A 22312-nucleotide genomic window follows, 5' to 3' on the forward strand; every position below is an offset into this window, starting at 1 on the left:
ATTACCAATTCTCAATTACCAATTACCAATTCTCAATTACCAATTCTCAATTACCAATTACCCACGCTCTTGCGATCAATCCACTCTACAACAAGGATAGTGATGTCGGTGAGTAGAATACGCTACGATTGGGACTCTTCAGAGATTGGGGCAATATATAATACACCATTGCTAGAGCTGATTTATCAAGCTGCTAGCGTGCATCGTCAATATCATGACTCAACAAAAATTCAAGTTTGCAAGCTAATTTCTATTAAAACAGGAGCTTGTCCAGAAGATTGCAGCTATTGCGCTCAATCTTCTCGCTACAAAACAGCAGTGAAGCCAGAAGCACTTTTAGAAAAAGAAACAGTACTTAACATCGCCCAAAAAGCGAAAGAAAGTGGTATAAGTCGTGTGTGTATGGGTGCTGCTTGGCGAGAAGTACGCGATAACTCGCAATTTGATCAAGTGTTAGAAATGGTTAAAGAGGTGACAGCATTAGGTTTAGAGGTATGCTGCACTCTGGGAATGCTGACCGAATCTCAAGCAAAGCGCTTAGAAGATGCCGGATTGTATGCCTATAACCATAACTTGGATACATCAGCAGAATATTACAACACTATCATTACAACCAGAACTTATGGCGATCGCCTTCACACCATCGATAATGTCCGCTCGACAAATGTAACTGTATGTTCTGGCGGTATACTTGGTTTAGGCGAAACAGTAGGCGATCGCGTCTCGATGTTGCACACTCTGGCAACACTACAGCCACATCCAGAGTCCGTACCAATTAATATTCTCTCGCAAGTTCCAGGCACACCATTAGAAAATCAGCCAGATGTCCCCATTTGGGATGTCGTGCGAGCGATCGCCACTGCTCGTATTTTAATGCCAGCTTCTGATGTCCGCCTCAGTGCAGGTAGAGCCAGACTTTCCCAAGTTGAACAAGCCTTATGCTTCATGGCAGGAGCAAATTCTATCTTTTCTAGCGACGACGGTCACATGTTAACCGTTACCACTCCTTGCCCAGGATACAACGCCGACCAAGAAATGCTCAATTTACTTGGTTTAGAAATGCGTCCTCCGAAAACTCGCGATAAACTAGCACCTCAAGCAGTTATTAATTAAATCTCACGCCAAGACGCGAAGACGCAAAGGTTTTCTTTGCGCCTTTGCGCCTTTGCGTGAGATAATCATTCATCAAATAATCTTCGCGCTACGCAGACCGAACAGCAGACCAACAGCTATACCAAAGAACAAAGCCAAAAAGCCAATATAAGATATCACAGCAAACATTTACGTTTCTCCATAAGACTTTACTAATATCTATTCAAGCATTAGTCAACAGTTATTAGTCACTTTTCCCCCTTGTGTTCTTGTCTCCACCTGCGTAGAATGCGAAAAAAGAGGGCATAGGGGGGTTTAGTGATGAACCGTATTAACGTAAATTTACCGGAGCAGTCTTATGAGATTGCGATCGCATCTGGTAATCTGGATAATCTCGGCGAACAGATGAGCAGTTTGCAGCTACGTAAGAAAATACTGCTAGTTTCTAACCCGACGATTTTTAAGCATTATGGAGAAAGAGCGATCGCATCTTTAAAAGCTGCTAATTTTGAAGTTGTCAGTTGCACCCTTCCACCTGGAGAACGCTATAAAAACCTGAACTCAATTCAAAAAATCTACGACGTTGCCCTAGAAAACCGCCTAGAACGCTCCTCAACTATGGTGGCTTTGGGGGGGGGTGTAGTTGGTGATATGACAGGCTTCGCGGCTGCTACGTGGCTCAGGGGGATTAACGTTGTGCAAGTGCCGACTACACTTTTAGCAATGGTAGATTCGGCGATCGGTGGCAAAACTGGCGTAAATCATCCCCAAGGTAAAAACTTGATTGGTGCGTTTCATCAACCGCGTTTGGTTTTAATCGATCCAGAAGTGCTGAAAACCCTTCCCATGCGAGAGTTTCGCGCTGGAATGGCAGAAGTTATCAAGTACGGTGTGATTTGGGATGCGGAATTATTCGCCCAAATGGAAGCGAGTAAGAACCTAAATCAACACCGCTACGTCAAGCCAGAATTAATAGATAGCATTTTAACTCGTTCTTGTCAAGCAAAAGCTGATGTTGTCAGTAAAGACGAAAAAGAAGCCGGACTGCGGGCTATTCTTAATTATGGTCACACCATCGGACACGCCGTAGAAAGCTTGACAGGTTATCGTTTAGTAAATCACGGTGAAGCTGTAGGTATTGGGATGGTAGCAGCAGGGCAAATTGCTGCGGAATTGGGAATGTGGCAAAAAGAAGATACACAAAGGCAAGATGCTTTGATTGCTAAAGCCGGTTTACCGACAAAGTTACCCGCAGGGGTGGATATTGAAGGAATAATTGAGGCGTTGCAAACCGATAAGAAAGTCAAAGACGGTAAAGTTAGGTTTGTTTTGCCAACGCAGATTGGTGTAGTGACGGTGACTGATGAAGTACCATCGGATATTATCACAGCTGTGTTGCGCGGGATGCAAGGTTAGCGATCGCTTATATATTCGTAGTGAGCGCTTCAGCGCTCAAAAAGGCACTAAAGTGCCTACTACGAATAAAACTTCAATCAATGTGTATAACAGCGTAAATCCTAACTCAATACCATTAAACTACCCGCCAGCCGATTTGTGCCATGATACTCTCAGCAAACAATCAACTCACCTTGCAAGAGTTTTTGAATCTTCCCCCAGGTGAGGGAGATATCACCTACGAGCTCGTCAATGGACAAGCAATTCCGAAGATGTCCCCAAAAAAATTTCACTCTAAACTTACTCGTGCCTTTCTCTACCTAATTGATGATTGGTGTGAGGGAAAAGGTGAAGTTTGTCCAGAATTAGCAATTACATTAACCTGTCGGGGGCGAAATTGGGTACCGACACCTGATTTATTGTACATTTCCAATGAAAATTTACCCGCCGATTGGGATGAAGACGTAGCGTGTTCTGTTCCACCTGATTTAGTAATTGAAATTATTTCCCCAGGACAAACCTTTGGACAAATGGCAGCCAAAGCAAAAGACTATTTAGACGCTAAAGTGCAGCGGGTTTGGGTGGTAGATAGTAAGGCAAGAAGCATCACTGTTTTTTATCCAGATGCGGCGCCTGTGACTTATATGGGTGAGGAATTGCTTACAGATTCGCTGTTTGCGGGATTAGAATTTAGTGTTGAGCAAGTGTTTCAAAAGGCGAAGATACGATAAATTGCCGTCTTTACAATAATCAGTTTTTTGTAGAGACGGCGATTTATCGCGTCTTTGCGATTTATAATTTTCATCAAAAAACCTTATCCGAACCCTATTGGGAAAGAGGTTTACCAGAGAGGTCAGATTGTATTGTATACAAACAAAAAGCGCAATATTTGAGCCTCAGAAGGTCAACGATGAGCTTCAGAAGGTCAACGATGAGCATCAGAAGGTCAACGATGAGCCTCAGAAGGTCAACGATGAGCTTCAGAAGGTCAATGTTGAGCCTCAGAAGGTCAACGATGAGCCTCAGAAGGTCAACGATGAGCCTCAGAAGGTCAAAGTTGAGCTTCAGAAGGTCAACGATGAGCCTCAGAAGGTCAACGATGAGCTTCAGAAGGTCAACGATGAGCATCAGAAGGTCAAACTTCGAGAATTAGCGAAAAAATGAAGAGTGCGCTTAAACTAATATCTTGCACTATTCTCAATTAACGTCCAGACCCGCCCAGAGTTAAAACTCAGGGCTAATAGCTCAAGTCCACTTAAGTGGACTAAAACCTTTATCTAGTCGTCTTTAGACGACTTTAGCTATTAGCCTTAGAATGAATTCTAAGGCGGTTGTTGGGATTGGTGCAAAATGTCAGGTTAAAGGAATGTAATGTGGAGCAAAACTTACCGCGACGTGAGATGTGCGTGATTTCGGTTTTGGCTGGAGAAAGTATTTTTCTTTCCTACTCTCCATCTTTCACTTACTCTTGCTGATGCCAAGCTTGATAAAAAGCGGGGTAGGGCATACTTTGGGCGTACTTCCAGATAAGGGAGTAGCAATTATTAAATCGCTTAAAGTCATTTTTGTAAGCTTCAGGTGATAAGCAATTCTTTAGCCTGGTGACAACACTCGGCATCTGTTCCTCTGACAGAATTTCCCCTAAGCTAGATGCTGCTCGTCTTCGGGTATAATCATCCAGTTCTGGTTTGGCGATTAACTCGACTAAAGCAGCGATCGCTTTTTCGTTGCCTGGGTCAATTTCCCCTAAGCTAGATGCCGCTTGCCATCGGATAGAATCATTCAGTTCTGGTTTGGCGATTAACTCCACCAAAGCAGCGATCGCTTTTTCGTTGCCAGAGCCAATTTCCCCTAAGCTATATGCCGCTAGCCTTCGGGTATCATCATCCAGTTGTGGATTGTGGATTAACTTGACCAAAGCAGCGATCGCTTTTTCGTTGCCAGAGCCAATTTCCCCTAAGCTAGATGCCGCTAGCCTTCGGATAGAATCATTCAGTTCTGGTTTGGCGATTAACTCGACTAAAGCAGCGATCGCTTTTTCGTTGCCTGGGTCAATTTTCCCTAAGCTAGATGCCGCTAGCCTTCGGATAGAATCATTCAGTTCTGGTTTGGCGATTAACTCGACTAAAGCAGCGATCGCTTTTATGCGATTTGTCTGAGTCAGTGCTGTCTTTGCTGCCTCTTCGATTGGGTAGAGAAATTCTACCCACTCGTTTTGTTCAACTTTAAACTCACCAAAGCCCCACTTAACGATTTCCGCCACAATAGCATCTGCCTTTAAAGAATTTTTCCACTCATCAATGCCGGCAGCAGCGAGAAAATAAGCGCGAAACTCGTAAAATCCCCTTTTGACTTTATCAATAGCACTGAATTCCCCACACCCATCATCAAATTCCACCAACGCACTAATAAACTCCTCCTTCTCCTTCCTCCCCACATCCTCACGTCCCAACCACAGCAAAATCACCTCTTTCCACTGCGGTGCAAAAATGCGATAAACCCCTTCGGCAGGGAGTGGGGAGTAGGGAGTGGGGAGTGGGAGGGGATGATTCAGAAACTCGTGCCAATCATCAACCGCTAACGCTGCAAAATATTCCTCAAATGTGGGATGGTAGAAAGCGTAAACTTTCTCTTTCGTTGTTGATTCCGCAGCCAGTCCAACTTCATTTAGCCATCCCAACTGTAACGCTAACCAAAATAAAGAATTTGGCTGTTTTGCATCACCCAATTCCTCACGCACCAACTTATGACGTAGCCGAAACCGTGACGTTTCTTGGTCGATTGCCTTTTTTGACAAACGTCCCAACGCTGCGTTTAATTCTTCTTGCTTCTCTTCGGTAGTAGGGAAGCGGTTTTCTTTCCACTTGTAAAACTCTTCCACAAACTGCTGATAAAGTCCGGCTTTAGTTTCCGGTAAACCTTTATCGGAACCTTGCCAAGTGCTACACAACAGCGCTAACCGCAAAGGATTTTTCACTAAATCTTGGATGCGCTGACGTTCAGGTTTATCTAATTCCTGCCATAATCTTTCCCCTTTGTCTGCATCCTTATTGTGAAACCAACGCCGAATAAACTCTTGCACCTGTTGCGGATATTCAAAATTCAGCAATCGATACGTCTCAAAATCTGCTAAAGCGCCGGCGTTTGCTTCCCAAACATTCACCCGACAAGTCAGCACAACCCGCGCATTTTTCACCCATCCCGTCAACTGCTGGGAAATCTCAGTTAATGGTTGGAGTGAGGACATTTCATCTGCCGCATCCAACAACAACCACACACAATTATTCTTGAATAATTTTGCAATAGCGTTTTCCTCTTCTTCTGTTACACGCACCACTTCTAAAGCATTCTTCAGCCAATCTTGCAGCAGATAATTTTCTACAGTCTTTCCTTGCAAGTCTGCCAAAGAAATCCAAATTGGTAAACCGAGATTGTTGTTTAATATCCAGAAAGCTATAGTTTGCAACTGAGTAGTTTTTCCCGCACCCGGTTCCCCAATCAAAGCAATGCGTTGTCCTTGGGTTTTACCAACACCATCACGGATAATTTGCCCTAAAAAAGCCTGATGTTCAAACCGCTGCTTCTCTTCATAACTCGGTTCGTAAAGTCGCGAACCTTGTTCTGGGTCAATATCCTGGCTGCACTTCTTCGGCTTGCTACGCTGCACCAATGCTAAAGGGACATGAATTTCCTTTAACTCAAATTTCATGTCATCATCATCAAACAGCAACTCATTTGTGGTGAGACGCTTGTGCTTTTCCAGCATCGTGCGGCAGATTTCTTGCCAGTTAGCACCCTGAGATTTTTCTTCCGAAGCTTTGGCAACTTTACCAGAGTAATTTTTTTGAGCTTTTCGGCATTTATCCCATTCCCCACCTTGATCAAACAACCACTTGAGGTTCTTTTCTTTATCGATGCTGGGAAACTTGAGCGTGAAACTCCACACCTTTGAGTTTGTTCTAGTCTTAGCGTTGTTTTGTCCGCGTGTATCATCAAGAATTTTCAAGCTTATCAGACAGTTGAGCGCATTCCTAATTTCTTCAGCCTCTAAGCTGTCGTTATACCTCTTCGTCAGTTCTGCCAGTCCTTCTAATGTAGAATGCGTTACCCATAACTGAGTACCCGCTTGCCAATCGGCTTTACAGTCTTTTGATTCTTCCCCAGCTTCCACAAAGGACAGTAAAGCACAGAGCAATATCTTTGCGTGTTTTCTTCCAGTATCGTAGCTAAGATTCCGCCCCATGTAAGTACCGTCATCGAAAAGAAAAAAAATTTTCCAAAAAGTTCTTCGCTTTCCCAAGCCAGACATCTTTCCCAAGCACCCTATGTAGATTCTAAACGGCTTTTATCAACGCTTGGGAAAATTTACTTGTCAATTAATCCCAACCTTAACCTGGATTTGAAATCGAGGTGAGGTAAATAAATGAAAACTCAGCACAAGCAAAGCCAAAGCACTCGTCAAAAGCTTTATCGCCAAATCATTATAGTGTTGTTACTGATGCAAACAACACTTATTGGCATCCAAGCGGAAAACCGCATTCAGCAGGGAGACTCACGAATCGAGGTTTTGATGTGGATGATTAATCAGTGCATCCCGGTGCTGAAACAAGCCAGCAGCTTGCAAGATAAACAGAAAAAGGACAACAAATAATATTGTTAGTTGTTGGTGAACCACTGCGTTGCAAAGAGAAGTCTGAGCGGAGGTTTCCTCCGATCAGAACTTCGGAGGGTTCCCCCCGTTGTAGCAAGTGGTGAACCCGAAGGGTTGTTGGTTAGTGAGTTGTGAGGCAATTTGGCGTGAGGAGCGATAATTGAGCAATATTTGGTGTCCTCCTGCGTCAAATTGCTGATAACCACCTGTCGGGACATTTATTGGCTGAAAAACAACTTTTCCACATATTCTTTAATCCAAATATTTATCTCAGCCATCAACTTTTCTTGTAACTTATTTCTAGCTAAAGTCGGGAAACCCCTTTTTGTGCAAGTGACTCCCCTTATAAAGGGGGGCTTTGCGTAAGCCCTAAAAATAGCGATCGCATTCCCCAAAATATCAAATTCGCTTCCACAATCAACCGCGCTGTAATCTCCGGATACTGCGATCGCATACGGTCAAAGTGACTTACCAGAATGTTGCGCTGGTATTGTCGCTCTTCGATATTCGAGAATTTATCAAAAATCAGGAGTTAACTTATTAGCGTCATTCCCGCGCGATCGCAAACCAGAAGTGATTGAGGTGACAGTAGAAGAGAAAGTGCAGACACTGCGGGTCAAGGCAGTACAATCGTTGGTACGTACCCTTGAACTAGTCAAAGAATTCAAATTAGATGATAATGAAAAATCAGCAATTGTTTAGTAATCGAGTCGCAATATTGGCTACTATGCATCAAAAAGAGATAGTCATTGCGCCACTTATAGAACAATTAGGAATTAAAGTTATAGTTCCGACGAATTTAAATACTGACGTTTTCGGTACATTTACTAGAGAAATTGAACGTTCTGGGACACAAATTGAAGCTGCAAGATTAAAAGCGGAAAAAGCACTTGCTATTACAGGTGAAAGTTTAGCGATCGCTAGCGAAGGTACTTTTTGTCCTCATCCTAGTTTACCTTATATTTCTAGTAATAGAGAAATTGTTATTTTTATAGATAAAGAAAACGAACTAGAAATTATTGGAGAAGAATTCTCTCTTGACACTAATCATAATTATCAGCTTGTTCAAAATCTTCAAGAAGCATATAACTTTGCTTTTAAAGTTGGCTTTCCCGAACATGGTTTAATTGTTCTTGCTTCACCCAAAGATAGCCATGAAATATTCAAGGGTATTACTACAAATGAACAACTTGAAGAAGCTGTTAATTATGCCTTAAAAAATTCATCCACTGGAAAGGTACACATAGAAACTGATATGCGAGCGATGTATAACCCCACACGAATGAAGAATATAGAAAAAGCCACTCGTAATTTATTAAAAAAGATTAACAATTTTTGCCCCAGTTGTGGTATACCCGGTTTTGAAATAACTCAACGAATTAAGGGATTACCCTGTGCAAGTTGTTATACACCTACTTTGCTAACTCGCGCTGTCAAATATCAATGCAAAAAATGCGGTTTTAGTCAAGAAGAATTATTTCCTGATGGTCAATATGCCGATCCCGGACAGTGTATGTATTGTAATCCTTGATGCTAAAGAGTGTTAAATCCTTGATTTAGTTGGAATTAAGCTAAATTCTGTGACTTTCTCTCACAGTTAAGCTGTCTCTATATTTAATAAAAGAAACTTATATTTTAATTGGCTTGTTATTTTGGGAATTTATCTATATATTTTTTTAAAGATGCAATAAATACCAAACATAGTTAATAACTAACTGTAGTGAGCGGTTTACCGCTCATATCTTCAGTTTTAAGGGCTGAAACCCTTACTAAATTCAGCCCTTGGTTTATATACGTGTATTTGGGTAATAAAGTTGTATAAAAGTTTATAAAAGGAAAACAAAAATGCTAAATCGCAGTCAGATTGTTCGGGGTCTTGAAACCATCCAAGATTTAATAGTGGTTTCTCTGTGTCTTGGTTTATTTGGCTTTATGGTAATTCAACTGCGAGCAATGTTTTACTCATTGCTACCTCCCTTAAACTTTAAGGTTTTCACTTCAGATATTCTCTTTCTGTTGATTTTGGTCGAGTTATTTCGATTGCTAATTATTTACTTACAAGAACAACGAGTGTCTATTGGTGTAGCGGTGGAAGTGTCGATTGTTTCGGTGCTGCGAGAAGTAATTGTGCGAGGAGTTCTAGAAACACATTGGACTCAGATTTTAGCAGCATGTGTCTTTTTATTAGTTATGGGAGCTCTGCTAGTAGTTCGAGTTTGGCTACCACCAACTTTCAGCGGTATTGACCCAGAAAAGCTATTATCTCAGAGAAATCAGCTACTTTCAACAGATAAGCCATTTCAATTTCATGAAAATAATTATCATATAGATAGTGAGATTGTTTCTAAAAGTTGAAGACATTGGAGAGACGTTTCACCAAAATGTCTCTACAAAAAAAATAGCGATCGCATTCCCCAAAATATCAAATTCGGTTCCACAATCAACCGCGCTGCAATTTCCGGATACTGCGATCGCATATAATTTACTATTAACGTGCTTGAGCCTCCTTTAATCGCAACCTTACTTTCGGGAAAATCGCACCACCACGCTTCAACAAAGTCTTTGATTCCAGCTACTAACGTATAAATTATCCCACTAGCGATCGCCTCTTGTGTATTTAGAGCATACCTCCGAGGTAGTTCTTGCGGTAACTCTACAAGTGGTAATTGTCCGGTTTTTTGAGCAAGACTCGCAAACTGCAAATTCAATCCCGGTAAAATTGCGCCACCAACTAAACTTTGGTGACTATCAGCACCTGTAAATGTCAGTGCTGTCCCCGCATCAATCACCAGCATCGGAAACCCTAAAGTCCTTCCAGCACCATATAAACTCAAGGCACGGTCAATTCCTAATGTCGGATACATACCCTTGAGCGGTACTTGGTCTAAAGTAATAACGCGAACATTAGGGTAACTTTGCCAAATCTGCGTTTGACTGGGAACAACGGACGAGAGGAGGAGGGGGGGAGAGGGGGAGGGGGGAGAAATTACAGACAGTAAATTACCTAAGGTTGCTTTTTGGGCTAATTGTTCTACGGTTTCTGCACGAAGATAGACACTATCCCAAACTTGGCAAAGTTTCTCACCTGCAAATAATGCCCAATGTAAGCGAGAATTGCCAATTTCTAAAGCTAGCCAAAGATTTTCTGACATTGGGCATTGGGCATTGGTAATTGGTAATTGGGCATTGGTAATTGGTCATTGGGCATTGGGCAATGGGCATTGGTAATAATTCTTTTTAAGCGTCCCCATTACACATTACCCATTCCCCATTCCCCATTCCCCATTCCCCACTCCCCATTCCCCAGTTTTGATTTACACTTTTATTTTTCTTAAGTCAACCATAGATTTTTTAAAAAAAATTAACAATTAACTCGTGTCACAATAAAACTAGAGGGAAAATACTCATTTGCGTAAGGAGGGGAGTCATGGTAGCACTCACCGAAAGAACTGAAAAAAAACTGACTATGCAGACTGCCGATATTGCTGACCAAACTACAGCAATTCGGTCTTTGGATTGGGATCGCGATCGCTTTGATATTGAGTTTGGTTTGCAAAACGGTACTACCTACAACTCGTTTCTCATCCGTGGTGAACAAACGGCTTTAGTTGATACCTCTCATGAAAAGTTTCGTCAGTTGTTCTTCGATACCCTCACCGGACTGATTAACCCAACTGAAATTAATTATCTAATTATCAGTCATACCGAGCCAGACCACAGCGGCTTAGTTAAAGATTTGTTACAAATCGCCCCAGAAATCACCGTTGTCGGTTCTAAAGTAGCAATTCAGTTTCTAGAGGATATGGTACACGGTCCATTTAAACGACGGATTGTGAAAAATGGCGATCGCCTAGATTTGGGCAACGGACACGAACTTGAATTCGTGATTGCACCAAACTTACACTGGCCCGATACCATGTTCAGCTTCGACCACAAAACCCAAATTCTCTTTACTTGCGATGCTTTCGGCTTACATTATTGCACAGATAGCACCTTTGATGATGATTTGGCAGCGATTGAAGCAGATTATCAATATTACTACGACTGTTTGATGGGACCGAATGCGCGGTCAGTACTTTCTGCCCTCAAGCGCATGGACGAACTGCCAAAAATCGGCACGATCGCCACCGGTCACGGACCCCTACTATACCACAACGTTGAAGAATTAACTCAGCGTTATCGCAATTGGAGCAAAACCCAAACAAAAGCAGAAACTACCGTTGCCGTATTTTACGTTTCCGATTACGGATATAGCGATCGCCTTGCCCAAGCAATTGCCACAGGTATCACCAAAACCGGCGTTGCTGTAGAAATGGTAGACTTGCGATCGGCAACAGACTTACAAGAATTACGCGAACTTGTCAGCCGTTGTAGTGGAATTGTCTTGGGAATGTCCGCAGCTTCGAGTAATTCTATTATCCAAGCTGCACTCAGCACAGTTTTAGGATCTGCCAAAGAAAAACAAGCTGTAGGCATCTTTGAAACTGGGGGTGGTGATGATGAACCAACTTATCCTCTGTTGAACAAATTCCGCGCTTTGGGTTTGCATGTATCATTTCCGGTGATTGAAATCAGAGAAGCACCCAACGAAAATAAATACAAGCTGTGTGAAGAAGCAGGAACAGACTTAGGACAATGGGTGACACGCGATCGCAGCATGAAAGCGATGAAATCCCTCGCTGCTGACTTAGATAAAGCACTAGGCAGAATCACCGGAGGATTATACATCATAACGGCAAAAAAAGGCGATGTCAAAAGCGCCATGCTTGCCTCTTGGGTAAGTCAAGCCAGCTTCAAACCATTAGGATTAAGCATTGCCGTCGCCAAAGATAGAGCGATAGAATCACTCATGCAAGTAGGCGATCGCTTTGTTCTCAACGTCTTAGAAGAAGGCAATTATCAACCGCTGATGAAGCACTTTTTGAAACGGTTTGCCCCAGGTGCGGATCGTTTTGAAGGTGTTAAAACTCAGCCAGCTGGTAACGGTTCCCCAATTTTAACTGATGCTTTAGCATACATTGAGTGCGAAGTCAATAGTCGGATGGAAGTCAACGACCATTGGATAGTTTACTGTACCGTTGATGCCGGTCGCGTCAGCAAACCAGATTCGTTGACAGCAGTACATCATAGAAAAGTTGGAAACCACTATTAAAGAAGGGAATGGGGAGTGGGGAGTAGGGAGTGGGGGAAGTGGGGGGAGTAGGGAGTGGGGGACAAGGGGGACAAGGGGAGCCAGCGCGTTGCGGTGAGTCCACGGGCGCGGTTGCCTGTACCGTCTATTCGTAGTGGCTCTCCCGTTGGGAGGTTCCCAGAGTTGTAGCGACTGGCACTGGACTTGGGGGACAAGGGGGACAAGGGAGGAGAGTAGCAATTACCCATTCCCCATTCCCCACTCCCCACTCCCCATTCCCCACTCCCCATTCCCCATTCCCCACTCCCCATTCCCCATTCCCCACTCCCCATTCCCCACTCCCCACTCCCCATTCCCCACTCCCCATTCCCCACTCCCCATTCCCCACTCCCCATTCCCCATTCCCCACTCCCCACTCCCCATTCCCCACTCCCCATTCCCCACAAAGCTATGCAAACAAATAAACCCCGTGACGTTCAGGTTCTACCGATTGGTACAGATACAACAGTAATGCGATCGCGCAGTTGGACAAGGTTAAGATTTGAAATTGAATACGCGCTTGCCAAAGGTACAACTGCTAACTCTTATTTGATTCAAGGTGATAAAATTGCCCTTATCGATCCTCCGGGAGAAACGTTTACAGAAATTTACCTGCAAGCGTTGCAACAGCGGTTTAATGTTAAAGATATTGATTATGTGATTCTCGGTCACGTCAATCCCAACCGCGCTGCAACTATCAAAGCTTTATTAGAACTTGCACCGCAGATAACTTTTGTTTGTTCAAATCCAGGAGCGATAAATCTGCGTAAAGCGCTGGAAAATCAAGATTTGCCAATTCTCGTCAAACGCGGCGAAGAAACTCTCGATTTAGGCAAAGGTCATCACCTAGAATTTATTCCTACCCCCAACCCGCGCTACCCAGATCAACTTTGCACCTACGATCCGCAAACGGAAATTCTCTACTCAGATAAGCTATTTGGAGCGCATATCTGCGGCGATCAAGTTTTTGATGAAGGCTGGGAATCGTTTAACGAAGACAGACGCTACTATTTCGATTGTCTCATGGCTCCCCATGCGCGTCAAGTGGAAACAGCGCTGGATAAACTTTCCGACTTACCCGTGAGATTGTATGCTACCGGACACGGACCTTTGGTGCGTTACGGTTTACTTGAATTAACACACGCTTATCGAGAATGGAGTCAGCAACAAACATCTGCGGATACAACAGTTGCGTTGATTTATGCTTCTGCGTATGGAAATACAGCAACTTTGGCTTCTGCGATCGCTCGCGGCATCACCAAAGCCGGTGTCAATGTAGAATCAATTAACTGCGAATTTGCTGACCCCGAAGAAATTCGTACCGCTGTAGAAAAATCAGCAGGCTTTATAATGGGTTCTCCTACCCTTGGTGGACATGCACCAACACCCGTACAAACAGCTTTAGGGATAGTTCTTTCCACCGCTGCTAACAACAAACTCGCCGGTGTCTTCGGTTCCTTTGGTTGGAGTGGTGAAGCAGTTGATTTAATCGAAAGCAAATTAAAAGACGCGGGTTATCGCTTTGGATTTGACACCATCCGCGTCAAATTCAAACCCAACGAAGTTACCTTGCAAACCTGCGAAGAAGCGGGAACCGACTTTGCCCAAGCGCTAAAAAGAGCAACAAAAGTTCGCGCACCCCGCACTCAAGCTGCCAGCAACGTTGAACAAGCGGTTGGTCGAATTGTCGGTTCTTTGTGCGTGGTGACAGCAAAGCAAGGTGATGTATCTAGTGGAATGCTAGCATCTTGGGTATCTCAAGCAAGCTTTAATCCCCCAGGTTTAACAATTGCCGTAGCCAAAGACCGCGCAATGGAACCGCTAACGCATTCAGGCAACCAATTTGTTGTTAACATTTTAGCTGAAGGCAAAGAACTGCGAAAGCACTTTATGAAATCCTTCACCCCAGGACAAGACCGATTTGCCGGTATAGAAACTCAAGAAGCCAGCAACGGTTGTCCTATACTTTCAGGTGCTTTATCATACCTTGAATGCTCCGTGGAAACCCGGATGGAAGCAGGCGATCACTGGTTAGTTTATGCAAGTGTGGATAACGGCAAAGTCCTAAATCAAGATGCTGTAACCGCTGTCCATCATCGCAAATCGGGAAGTCATTATTAAGCAACTGCCCTCATGTAATGTACCAGACGGTTTGGCTGATTACCGCCTGGTTTTTCATTTGTTGAAAGCCGTTAGTATCTTCTTCTCAAACGGTTAATGACACGGAAAATACTTAAAATCGTACCCCCTATAATTCCTGTAATACCACCGTAAAACAAGGTATTTAAGAAAAATGCTCCTACATTTAGCCTGGAAATGTCATTTACATCAATATTTCCCCAGCTACTAGTAGGTGATTCATTCAGACCACCATCGTGTATAAAAGGTAATGGAAATCCAGCTACTAAATTTACTTCAGCCATACATTCACCAGGTAAGCAAGGTTTGCTTGGTGGACCGGGGTAGCACAATTTTTCACATCCCGGAGGCTGTTGGTAGTATAGAGATATACAAGATAACCCCGACCCGATCAAAAATAGTAGTAATATCGTGAAAAATACAGTTTTTATCTTCATATAACTAATTAGGTATTAATCTAATTAGATGCACCTTTAATTACAAATTTATTGATTGTGGTGAAGTTGCTCTCTTGCTGGTTCGATACGCCGTTGTATTCTCCATTTAATGAAAATAATTTGTAGAATCCTTATGTGCAAGCATACTGCACTTTCGTAGTCTTAGATTTTAATCAAGAGGTAGTTCGATGAATACAGTTGTGTTAAATCTAGAACCAATTGTTCACCTAAATGATGAGCAATTTTATCAACTTTGCACCGCAAACCAAGAGTTAAACCTGGAATTGAATGCAAAAGGAGAATTAATTATTGTGCCACCAGTCGGAGGAGAAAGCGGAAATAAAGAAGCGGACTTCATTACAGACTTAGGAATCTGGAACCGTCAAACGAAATTGGGAAAAGTTTTTAGTTCCTCGACTGTCTTCAGACTTCCGAATGGGGCAAAGCGATCGCCTGATGCCGCTTGGATAAAATTAGAACGATGGTCAGCACTGACTTCAGAGGAACGCAAAAAATTCCCCCCAATTACACCAGATTTTATCATAGAACTGCGTTCGGAAACTGACCGCCTCCAACGTCTGCAAGATAAAATGCAAGAATACCTGGAAAATGGCTTGCGCTTAGGTTGGTTGATTAATTTTCAATCGGAACAAGTGGAGATTTATCGACAAAATCAGCCTGTAGAAATAGTTCAACTTCCAGCGGTACTTTCGGGTGAAGAGGTTTTGCCCGGTTTTGAATTACAAGTAGAATTGCCCTGAGTCAGCGCTTACGCTTCATCTAAACTAAATGACGTATATCTTAGTAGTCCCTAGTAGGGTGCGTTAACGTAGTAACGCACCCTACATCAATTTAATGTTTACTACATCTAAACTAAATGACGTATATCTTAGGGTTGTCGTAAGTTATGTAAAAATTCCCTAGCCTAATTGTATCAACACAAAGCAAAGGGAAAAAAATTGTATGACAACTAACGTTTCCGGTGATGTTAAAAAGGATATCAATAGATCGCTAGTAATTGGTGTTCTTTTAATTGTTTTAGGAATTGTGGCGATCGCTTTACCTTCTGTCTCAACGATTTTCGCTGAGACTTGGTTTGCCTTGATTCTCATCTCTTCAGGATTTGCCAAACTAGTCTACGCTACTGAAACTCGCGCTCAGGGAGGCTTTGTTTGGAAGCTTTTATTGAGCGGACTTTACATTGCAACAGGTATAATGTTGTTTGTTTACCCCCTCAATGGTATTCTCACACTAACTCTGTTGTTAGGTAGCTTTTTGTTAACTGAAGGTGTATTCGAGCTAATCCTTGCATTCCGCTTGCGTCCGCAACAAAACTGGACTTGGGTACTTGGTGATGGTATCATCACTTTGATATTAGGCGCAATGATTTGGTTTCAGTTTCCCTTTAATGCACCTTGGCTCATCGGTACACTTGTCGGTGTCAGCATTCTCTTCACCGGTGTTTCCCGCGTCGGATTGTCGTTGAATGCGCGTTCGGCACTAAATCAATCTGAAGCTACAAGCGCTTAATTTTTTCGTAGTAAGCGATGAGATCGCTTATGTCAGAGACTAAACATACCACGAGTAGAGACGTTCCAGACCGAACGTCTCTAGAAGATGACGACTGAAGTCGTCACTACGTTAATCAATTCTTTTTTCTAAATACTGCCCAATCATCAATTGTTCACCTGCACGAGAGATAATTGATTGACGTGTGCGGTATTTTTCGCCAATTAGCTTTAATTCTTCCTCGAATACTGAATTATTGTACTCGGTTCGCAAACATAAAGTTTTCGGGTTGGGAAAATAATATTGTGCGGTAACTGGTTTGGATGTGGCAAAACCGCGATCGCGATATAAAGTGCTTCCTAAAGCACCAAACAACGTTGAACCTTTAGATTCCTTTTTTCCCGTCACTGAATTTGTATCCCAACTTACGTGAGTACCGCAAATTAAACTTGCGATATCTGGCAAATTATGCATCCTCGCCAGATGAAGCAACTCATCACATCCCGGCTCTAAAAAACGGATGGTAATTATACTCACCATCTCCTTTGTTTCTCCCTCTGGGAGAGTATAATAGCGCCGTTCTGAACGCCACTGTCCCACCGATTCGGTAAAAAACTCTGTAATCTGGGATTCTTCAGCAGTTTGTGCAAAATATAGCGGTGATGTCACAGGTTGCCTTCCTCACGCAATGTCAATATACAATCAGGTGTCCAGACAACTACATTATGTCTGTCCTAAATATCTAATTTGTTTATCTTTCTTAATATAAACGTTATTTTCCTATAATTACTGATAGTTTCGCTACAATGCGAGAAATAAAAATTTTCTAGTAGTTTAAGCCAAAAGATAGAAGTGAAAAAAGTCACGAATCAGTAGTTAGAGTTTTCTAACTAGGGGCAGAGTAAAGCTTAGTTAAAAAATCTTTATAATTAGCCAGTAAATGCATAAATTCATCTAGAATCTATTTTTTCTAGTTTCCCTAAAAATATGTATTATTGGAGACATTGTTTTGCCAAAAACAGTGATTTCTCCTACAAAATGAGGTACGATAGCAGACTTATGCTTTCTTGCCTTTTTTTAGAAGTGATATATATCAAGATTACTTGGTAATAAACGGCTGTCTAAGCTTAAAACCGCCCCTACATAGCAAAAAAAGTGATTTTGGACAGAAATATGTCGCATAAGTATACAAGGAGACAAGGAGGTAAACAGATAACTCTTTCTCCCGATTCACCCGTATCCTCTATCAAATTAATTGCCTGTGTGTTAGGAGTAGGACTGTTAACGATGAGTTGCGGTTCACTTCCCAAGGAGTCGGCTGACGCACAATCTCAGCGTGGTAGTGGTAAGGAACAGGGTAATAATGCAACGGCAGTAGATGTAGCGATCGCTCGCACAGAATTGCTGCGACCACAATCAGAGTATACAGGCGATACCTATGCATTTCGGGTTGTCTCGCTGCGATCGCAAGTTGAAGGACGGCTTTTAGCATTAAATGTAGATATAGGCAATGCCGTCAAAAACGGGCAAGTCATCGGACAATTAGATGATGCCTTATTATTAACAGCATTAAAGCAAGCAGAAGCAGAATTAGCAGCTCGCCAATCAGAAGTAGCAAGAGCGAGAACTCAGGTAGGTAATGCGCGTGCAGAAGTAGAACGACTGCGGCTAGTAGTAGTACAAGCTCAAGCAGACTCACAACGGCAACAGAAGCTATTAAAAGAAGGAGCGATCGCTTTACAAGCCGCCGAACAATCACAAACAGAAGCGCGAACTGCTACACAAGCTCTGCGTGCAGCTACCGAGCAAGTGCGGACAGAACAACAAGCCGTAGCCGCTGCCCAAGGTAGAGTAGTCGCTCAACAAGCATTAGTTGCCGAAGCCAAAGAGCGCCGTTCTTATGCAAAACTGATAGCTCCCATTGCCGGCGTAATCACAGAAAAAGTCACCGAACCGGGCAATCTTGTTCAACCTGGAAACGAAATCTTGAAAATAGGTGACTTTAGCCGTGCGAAAGTTCTCGTTAAGCAAGTTTCTGAAAAAGAACTGGCAAAAATTCAACTTGGACAATCTGTAGAAGTCAGCTTGGACGCCTTTCCAAACAAAAAATACACCGGTAAAGTAATACGCATTTCCCCAGCGGCAGATGTAACAGCTCGCTTAGTACCAGTTGAGGTGGAAATTCCCAACACTGACGGCAAAATTGGCAGCGGATTGCTAGCGCGGGTGAAATTTCCCCCCGCACAACAGCGAGTAGTCATACCCCAAACAGCAATTCAGGCGCAACAAAACGCACAAACACAACGTAGCGGCGGGGTTTCCCCGCCCTCTCCCACCAACAGAGAAACCCCAAACCAAAATCGCAACGGTACAGTCTTTGTCATAAATAACACAGACGGTAAACCAAAAGTAACAGCTAGAAGCGTGACACTAGGAGAAAGAGCTGACAGCAAAGTAGAAATTTTATCCGGCTTAAAACCGGGAGAATCTTATGTGGTGCGGAGTGGTAATCCGTTAAAAGATGGGCAAGATGTGCGAATTTCAGTTATTTCTGAAAAACCAGAATCTGCCCCTAAGAACAATTAACTTTAAGTTTTAAATTCTGAATTTTGAATTAAAGCAGAGCGACACAGATGCAGCAAGCTAAAGTAAGCGGATTAAGTATTAGCGCGATCGCTATCCGCCAACATATCGGTACACTCATGCTCACCGTGGCGGTGATTGTCATGGGGATATATTTTCTGACAACTATCCAAGTCGATCTTCTGCCTGCAATCACCTACCCGCGAATTGGTGTGCGGCTAGAAGCACCCGGTATTTCCCCAGAAGTAGCAGTAGATGAAATCACCAGACCCCTAGAAGAAGCTTTATCCGCAACCGAGAATGTAGTACAAGTTTTTTCCCGCACTCGTGAAGGACAGGTAAGCCTCGATTTATTCTTTGAACCCGGAGGCGATATTGACCAGGCTCTCAACGATGCTACCGCAGCTTTTAACCGAGGCAGAGGACAGTTACCAGAAACCATCGAAGAGCCACGCTTATTTAAAGTCGATCCCTCACAACTACCAATTTACGAATTAGCACTGACATCTACCTCACTTCAAGGTAAAGATTTACGCGTGTTTGCCGATGAAGAATTATCGCGGGAACTCAGCGTTATACCAGGAGTCGCCGCAGTTGATGTATCTGGTGCGGCAGAAGAAGAAGTGCGGGTGCTGGTTGACTTAAACCGTCTGCAAGCATTAAATATTGGCTTAACCGATGTACTAAATGAACTAACAGAGCGTAACCAAGATACTTCTGGCGGTCGGATTTTGGGGCAGAATTCCGAGCCATTAACGCGCACTGTCGGCAGATTCAAAGATGCTAAGGAGATAGAAAACCTCTCGATTGAAGTCTCTTCCCCCACTTCTACCACTCCCCCCCGTCGCGTTTACCTGCGAGACTTTGCCGAGGTAATTGACGGCACAGAAGACCAACGAGTATCTGTGTACCTTAACCGTCAGCCAGCGGTGAAATTGTCCGTGCAAAAGCAGCCTGATGCTAACACAATTACGGTTGTAGATGGCGTGAAGCAGCGGATTGAACAACTGCGACAATCCGGTTTAATTCCAGCGGATATGGTTTTGACTGCCACCACAGATGAATCTCGCTTCATCCGCAATTCTTTAAATGATGTAATTTTTAATGCGATTTCTGGAGCATTGTTGGCAGCAGCAGCAGTGCTATTATTTTTGGGGTCATTACGGCAAACATTTATTATTAGTCTGGCAATTCCGCTGTGTAGTTTGGCAGCGATCGCCATGATGAAATTCTTTGGCTTAAGTTTAAATGTATTTAGTTTAGCAGGTCTAACTTTAGGAATTGGTCAAGCAATTGATACATCGGTTGTCATTTTAGAAAATATTTCCGAAAAAGCCGGCAAAACTCCTCTTCAGAGAGAGGGAGATAAGGAGACAAGGAGACTTGGGGACAAGGAGAATTCAAAATTCTTTATTGAAAATGCGATCGCTTCTTCCCAAGAAGTAGAATCGGCTTTAGTTGCTGCTACTGCCGCTAACTTGGTTTCTGTCGTGCCATTTCTTTTAATTGGTGGCTTTATCTCACTCCTATTTAATGAACTGATTCTGACAATTGCCTTTGCCGTAGCTGCTTCCCTAGTCGTTGCTGTTACAGTCGTCCCAATGCTAACTTCTCGACTGCTGGCAATTCGCTGGTCTAGTGGTATAAGTAAATTTTGGCTGCTTAAACAGTTTAATCGCCGTTTTGAAGATGCTACGCGCTTGTACGGCAGCTTCTTAAGAAAGATTTTACGCTTTCGCTTAGTTGTAGTCACTGCTGCTTTGCTGATTCTCGGTGGTGGCAGCTTTTTTATGGTTGGTCAAATTCCTCAAGAAATTTTACCCCGAATTAATACCGGACAAGCCAACTTGAGAGCGCAGTTTCCACCGGGTACACCTTTGGAAACTTCTCAAAAAGTGATGAAAGTAGTCGATGACATTTTGATGAAACAACCAGAAACTGAGTATGCTTTCACTACAGTAGGCGGTTCTTTATTTGGGAATAATACTACCGAAAATCCTTTACGGGCAAACAGTACGATTAATCTTAAAGAAGGCACAGATGTAGAAAAGTACGTTAAAAAAGTAACTCAGCAATTAAACAAACTCAACTTGGCAGGAATTCTGCTGCGTTTGAGTCCCGGTCAAGTGCGGGGTTTAATCTTGAGTAATACCCCAGCGCAAGGATCGGAAATTGATGTTATCCTCCAAGGTGAAGATGAAGAAAAATTACGACAAGCCGGCGCTGAAATCCTGCAAGCTTTAGAAGAAAAAGCAACATCAGCTAAATTCCGACCAGATGCCGATCCCCGGCAACCAGAAATACAAATTCGTCCCGACTGGGAACGAGTTGCGAACCTAGGATTGACGGCACAACAAATTGGTACAACCATTCAGACAGCAATTGAAGGTTCAGTTCCCACGCAAATTCAACGCGGCAACCGTTTGGTTGATGTGCGGGTGCAACTAAATCAAGAAGCGATTCAGCGTCCCTCTCAGCTAGAAGGATTACCGCTATTTACAGAAAATAACAAACAAATTCGCCTTTTGGATGTAGCCCGAATCGAAGAAGGTCAAGCACCTGGTGAAGTGCAGCGAATTAACCAACGTCAAGCTTTTATTATTGCAGGCAACTTGAGCGAGGAAGCTAGTCTTGGTGAAGCACTCTCCGAAGTAAATCAAGTACTCAAAAGTATAAAATTACCGGATGGTGTTTCGATTGTACCTAGTTCCGCTCAAGAAACTAATCAGGAACTTCAAGATGCTTTGAAAACTTTAGGAGCTTTAGCAGTTTTCCTCATCTTCGTCGTTATGGCTGTACAATACAATTCGCTGCTCGATCCGTTAGTAATCATGTTTACTGTTCCGCTAGCGTTAGCCGGCGGCATTTTTGGACTTTACATTACTAAAACTGCGATTGGTGCAACGGTAATCGTTGGTGTAGTCTTGCTAGTGGGAATTGTGGTAAATGCGGGTATCTTGATGGTGGAATCAGCGAACCAAATTCGCGAAGAAGAAAATTGTACTCGTGAAATCGCTATTCTCAAAGCCGCTCCGCAACGCTTGCGCCCGATTATGATGACTACAGTCACCACCATTTTAGGACTGTTTCCCTTAGCCTTGGGTATTGGTGAAGGTTCAGAGTTTTTGCAACCGTTGGGGATTGTCGTTTTCTTTGGAATGGCGATCGCTACTTTGATGACTTTATTTATCATCCCCTGTTTGTACATTCTCCTGCATGAATTTCAACCTGGGAAGTGGGCAAAGCCTGTCTTAATGCGGTTGCGTTATTTAGGGAAAAATTTCAAAAGGTGGAAGTGATGAAAGAAGCGCGATCGCTTGAGATTTTTCTCAAACA

20 protein-coding genes are annotated in these 22312 nt (G+C 43.1%); 14 read left to right on the forward strand and 6 right to left on the reverse strand.

All coding sequences use genetic code 11. The annotated features are described in order from the left end of the window. The first annotated feature begins 102 nt into the window (after positions 1–102). Positions 103–1113, forward strand: coding sequence for a biotin synthase BioB (gene bioB, locus PI95_RS12215; RefSeq protein WP_039747839.1), 1011 nt, complete (start codon positions 103–105; stop codon positions 1111–1113). A gap of 72 nt (positions 1114–1185) precedes the next feature. Here bioB and petL read toward each other — a convergent pair whose 3' ends face one another. Next, entirely contained in the window at positions 1186–1281 is a 96-nt protein-coding gene (gene petL / locus PI95_RS12220; protein ID WP_063842387.1) for a cytochrome b6-f complex subunit PetL, read from the reverse strand. A gap of 129 nt (positions 1282–1410) precedes the next feature. On the opposite strand from petL, the gene aroB reads away from it, so the two are divergent. Continuing rightward, the gene (aroB, locus tag PI95_RS12225) at positions 1411–2508 is read left to right on the forward strand and encodes a 3-dehydroquinate synthase (protein WP_039747840.1); all 1098 of its coding nucleotides are present in this window, start codon (positions 1411–1413) and stop codon (positions 2506–2508) included. Between the two features lie 143 nt (positions 2509–2651). Beyond that, a complete protein-coding gene (locus PI95_RS12230) occupies positions 2652–3218 on the forward strand; it encodes a Uma2 family endonuclease (RefSeq protein ID WP_039747842.1) in 567 nt (188 codons plus the stop codon). 94 nt (positions 3219–3312) lie between these two features. Here the strand turns inward: PI95_RS12230 and PI95_RS12235 are convergent, their stop codons facing one another. Continuing rightward, positions 3313–3615 (reverse strand): hypothetical protein, encoded by a 303-nt coding sequence (locus PI95_RS12235; protein ID WP_163518835.1) that lies wholly within the window; start codon positions 3613–3615, stop codon positions 3313–3315. Positions 3616–3949: 334 nt separating this feature from the next. Continuing rightward, on the reverse strand, positions 3950–6796 hold the full coding sequence (locus tag PI95_RS12240; RefSeq protein WP_163518836.1) for a HEAT repeat domain-containing protein: 2847 nt from the start codon (positions 6794–6796) through the stop codon (positions 3950–3952). Positions 6797–6910: 114 nt separating this feature from the next. On the opposite strand from PI95_RS12240, the gene PI95_RS12245 reads away from it, so the two are divergent. From PI95_RS12245 to PI95_RS12255, 3 genes are all read left to right on the forward strand, one after another. Further along, positions 6911–7138, forward strand: coding sequence for a hypothetical protein (locus PI95_RS12245; RefSeq protein ID WP_039747846.1), 228 nt, complete (start codon positions 6911–6913; stop codon positions 7136–7138). Between the two features lie 679 nt (positions 7139–7817). Then, entirely contained in the window at positions 7818–8669 is an 852-nt protein-coding gene (locus PI95_RS12250; RefSeq protein ID WP_039747847.1) for a DUF6671 family protein, read from the forward strand. Positions 8670–8983: 314 nt separating this feature from the next. Next, entirely contained in the window at positions 8984–9493 is a 510-nt protein-coding gene (locus PI95_RS12255; RefSeq protein ID WP_052325235.1) for a phosphate-starvation-inducible PsiE family protein, read from the forward strand. A 32-nt stretch (positions 9494–9525) separates the two neighbouring features. Here PI95_RS12255 and PI95_RS12260 read toward each other — a convergent pair whose 3' ends face one another. Continuing rightward, entirely contained in the window at positions 9526–10290 is a 765-nt protein-coding gene (locus PI95_RS12260) for a pantothenate kinase (RefSeq protein ID WP_039747849.1), read from the reverse strand. A 27-nt stretch (positions 10291–10317) separates the two neighbouring features. On the opposite strand from PI95_RS12260, the gene PI95_RS12265 reads away from it, so the two are divergent. The 4 genes from PI95_RS12265 to PI95_RS12280 all read left to right on the forward strand — a co-directional run bounded on the left by PI95_RS12265 (position 10318) and on the right by PI95_RS12280 (position 14429). Next, on the forward strand, positions 10318–10473 hold the full coding sequence (locus PI95_RS12265; protein WP_163518837.1) for a hypothetical protein: 156 nt from the start codon (positions 10318–10320) through the stop codon (positions 10471–10473). A gap of 92 nt (positions 10474–10565) precedes the next feature. Continuing rightward, a complete protein-coding gene (locus PI95_RS12270) occupies positions 10566–12290 on the forward strand; it encodes a diflavin flavoprotein (RefSeq protein WP_039747850.1) in 1725 nt (574 codons plus the stop codon). Positions 12291–12423: 133 nt separating this feature from the next. Beyond that, positions 12424–12780 (forward strand): hypothetical protein, encoded by a 357-nt coding sequence (locus PI95_RS12275; protein WP_236117042.1) that lies wholly within the window; start codon positions 12424–12426, stop codon positions 12778–12780. Continuing rightward, positions 12720–14429, forward strand: coding sequence for a diflavin flavoprotein (locus PI95_RS12280; RefSeq protein WP_039747852.1), 1710 nt, complete (start codon positions 12720–12722; stop codon positions 14427–14429). Before PI95_RS12275 ends, PI95_RS12280 begins: the two co-directional genes overlap by 61 nt. 71 nt (positions 14430–14500) lie before the next feature. Here PI95_RS12280 and PI95_RS12285 read toward each other — a convergent pair whose 3' ends face one another. Beyond that, positions 14501–14731, reverse strand: a complete 231-nt coding sequence (locus PI95_RS12285; protein ID WP_039747854.1) for a hypothetical protein — start codon at positions 14729–14731, stop codon at positions 14501–14503. Between the two features lie 341 nt (positions 14732–15072). On the opposite strand from PI95_RS12285, the gene PI95_RS12290 reads away from it, so the two are divergent. Together PI95_RS12290 and PI95_RS12295 are read left to right on the forward strand one after the other, a co-directional pair. Beyond that, positions 15073–15645, forward strand: a complete 573-nt coding sequence (locus PI95_RS12290) for a Uma2 family endonuclease (protein WP_039747855.1) — start codon at positions 15073–15075, stop codon at positions 15643–15645. A gap of 202 nt (positions 15646–15847) precedes the next feature. Beyond that, positions 15848–16414 carry an HdeD family acid-resistance protein gene (locus PI95_RS12295; protein WP_039747858.1) on the forward strand — a complete coding sequence of 189 codons (567 nt, stop codon included), beginning with the start codon at positions 15848–15850 and terminating at the stop codon, positions 16412–16414. Positions 16415–16525: 111 nt separating this feature from the next. Here PI95_RS12295 and PI95_RS12300 read toward each other — a convergent pair whose 3' ends face one another. Continuing rightward, positions 16526–17062, reverse strand: a complete 537-nt coding sequence (locus PI95_RS12300) for a phycobiliprotein lyase (RefSeq protein WP_039747859.1) — start codon at positions 17060–17062, stop codon at positions 16526–16528. 504 nt (positions 17063–17566) lie between these two features. Between PI95_RS12300 and PI95_RS12305 the strand changes: the two genes are divergently transcribed. Together PI95_RS12305 and PI95_RS12310 are read left to right on the forward strand one after the other, a co-directional pair. Continuing rightward, entirely contained in the window at positions 17567–18979 is a 1413-nt protein-coding gene (locus PI95_RS12305) for an efflux RND transporter periplasmic adaptor subunit (protein ID WP_163518839.1), read from the forward strand. Between the two features lie 47 nt (positions 18980–19026). Beyond that, entirely contained in the window at positions 19027–22275 is a 3249-nt protein-coding gene (locus PI95_RS12310; RefSeq protein ID WP_039747862.1) for an efflux RND transporter permease subunit, read from the forward strand. Positions 22276–22312 lie beyond the last annotated feature (37 nt).

The organism is Hassallia byssoidea VB512170, from assembly GCF_000817785.2.
In the GTDB taxonomy this organism is placed as follows: domain Bacteria; phylum Cyanobacteriota; class Cyanobacteriia; order Cyanobacteriales; family Nostocaceae; genus Hassallia; species Hassallia carrinoi.

Excerpts from the sequence above, each read along its gene's own strand:
- bioB (WP_039747839.1), top strand. The coding sequence starts at position 103 with ATGTCGGTGAGTAGAATACGCTACGATTGGGACTCTTCAGAGATTGGG.
- petL (WP_063842387.1), bottom strand. The coding sequence starts at position 1,281 with ATGTTTGCTGTGATATCTTATATTGGCTTTTTGGCTTTGTTCTTTGGT.
- PI95_RS12230 (WP_039747842.1), top strand. The coding sequence starts at position 2,652 with ATGATACTCTCAGCAAACAATCAACTCACCTTGCAAGAGTTTTTGAAT.
- PI95_RS12235 (WP_163518835.1), bottom strand. The coding sequence starts at position 3,615 with ATGCTCATCGTTGACCTTCTGAAGCTCATCGTTGACCTTCTGAGGCTC.
- PI95_RS12240 (WP_163518836.1), bottom strand. The coding sequence starts at position 6,796 with ATGTCTGGCTTGGGAAAGCGAAGAACTTTTTGGAAAATTTTTTTTCTT.
- PI95_RS12245 (WP_039747846.1), top strand. The coding sequence starts at position 6,911 with ATGAAAACTCAGCACAAGCAAAGCCAAAGCACTCGTCAAAAGCTTTAT.
- PI95_RS12250 (WP_039747847.1), top strand. The coding sequence starts at position 7,818 with ATGAAAAATCAGCAATTGTTTAGTAATCGAGTCGCAATATTGGCTACT.
- PI95_RS12255 (WP_052325235.1), top strand. The coding sequence starts at position 8,984 with ATGCTAAATCGCAGTCAGATTGTTCGGGGTCTTGAAACCATCCAAGAT.
- PI95_RS12260 (WP_039747849.1), bottom strand. The coding sequence starts at position 10,290 with ATGTCAGAAAATCTTTGGCTAGCTTTAGAAATTGGCAATTCTCGCTTA.
- PI95_RS12270 (WP_039747850.1), top strand. The coding sequence starts at position 10,566 with ATGGTAGCACTCACCGAAAGAACTGAAAAAAAACTGACTATGCAGACT.
- PI95_RS12280 (WP_039747852.1), top strand. The coding sequence starts at position 12,720 with ATGCAAACAAATAAACCCCGTGACGTTCAGGTTCTACCGATTGGTACA.
- PI95_RS12285 (WP_039747854.1), bottom strand. The coding sequence starts at position 14,731 with ATGGCTGAAGTAAATTTAGTAGCTGGATTTCCATTACCTTTTATACAC.
- PI95_RS12290 (WP_039747855.1), top strand. The coding sequence starts at position 15,073 with ATGAATACAGTTGTGTTAAATCTAGAACCAATTGTTCACCTAAATGAT.
- PI95_RS12295 (WP_039747858.1), top strand. The coding sequence starts at position 15,848 with ATGACAACTAACGTTTCCGGTGATGTTAAAAAGGATATCAATAGATCG.
- PI95_RS12305 (WP_163518839.1), top strand. The coding sequence starts at position 17,567 with ATGTCGCATAAGTATACAAGGAGACAAGGAGGTAAACAGATAACTCTT.
- PI95_RS12310 (WP_039747862.1), top strand. The coding sequence starts at position 19,027 with ATGCAGCAAGCTAAAGTAAGCGGATTAAGTATTAGCGCGATCGCTATC.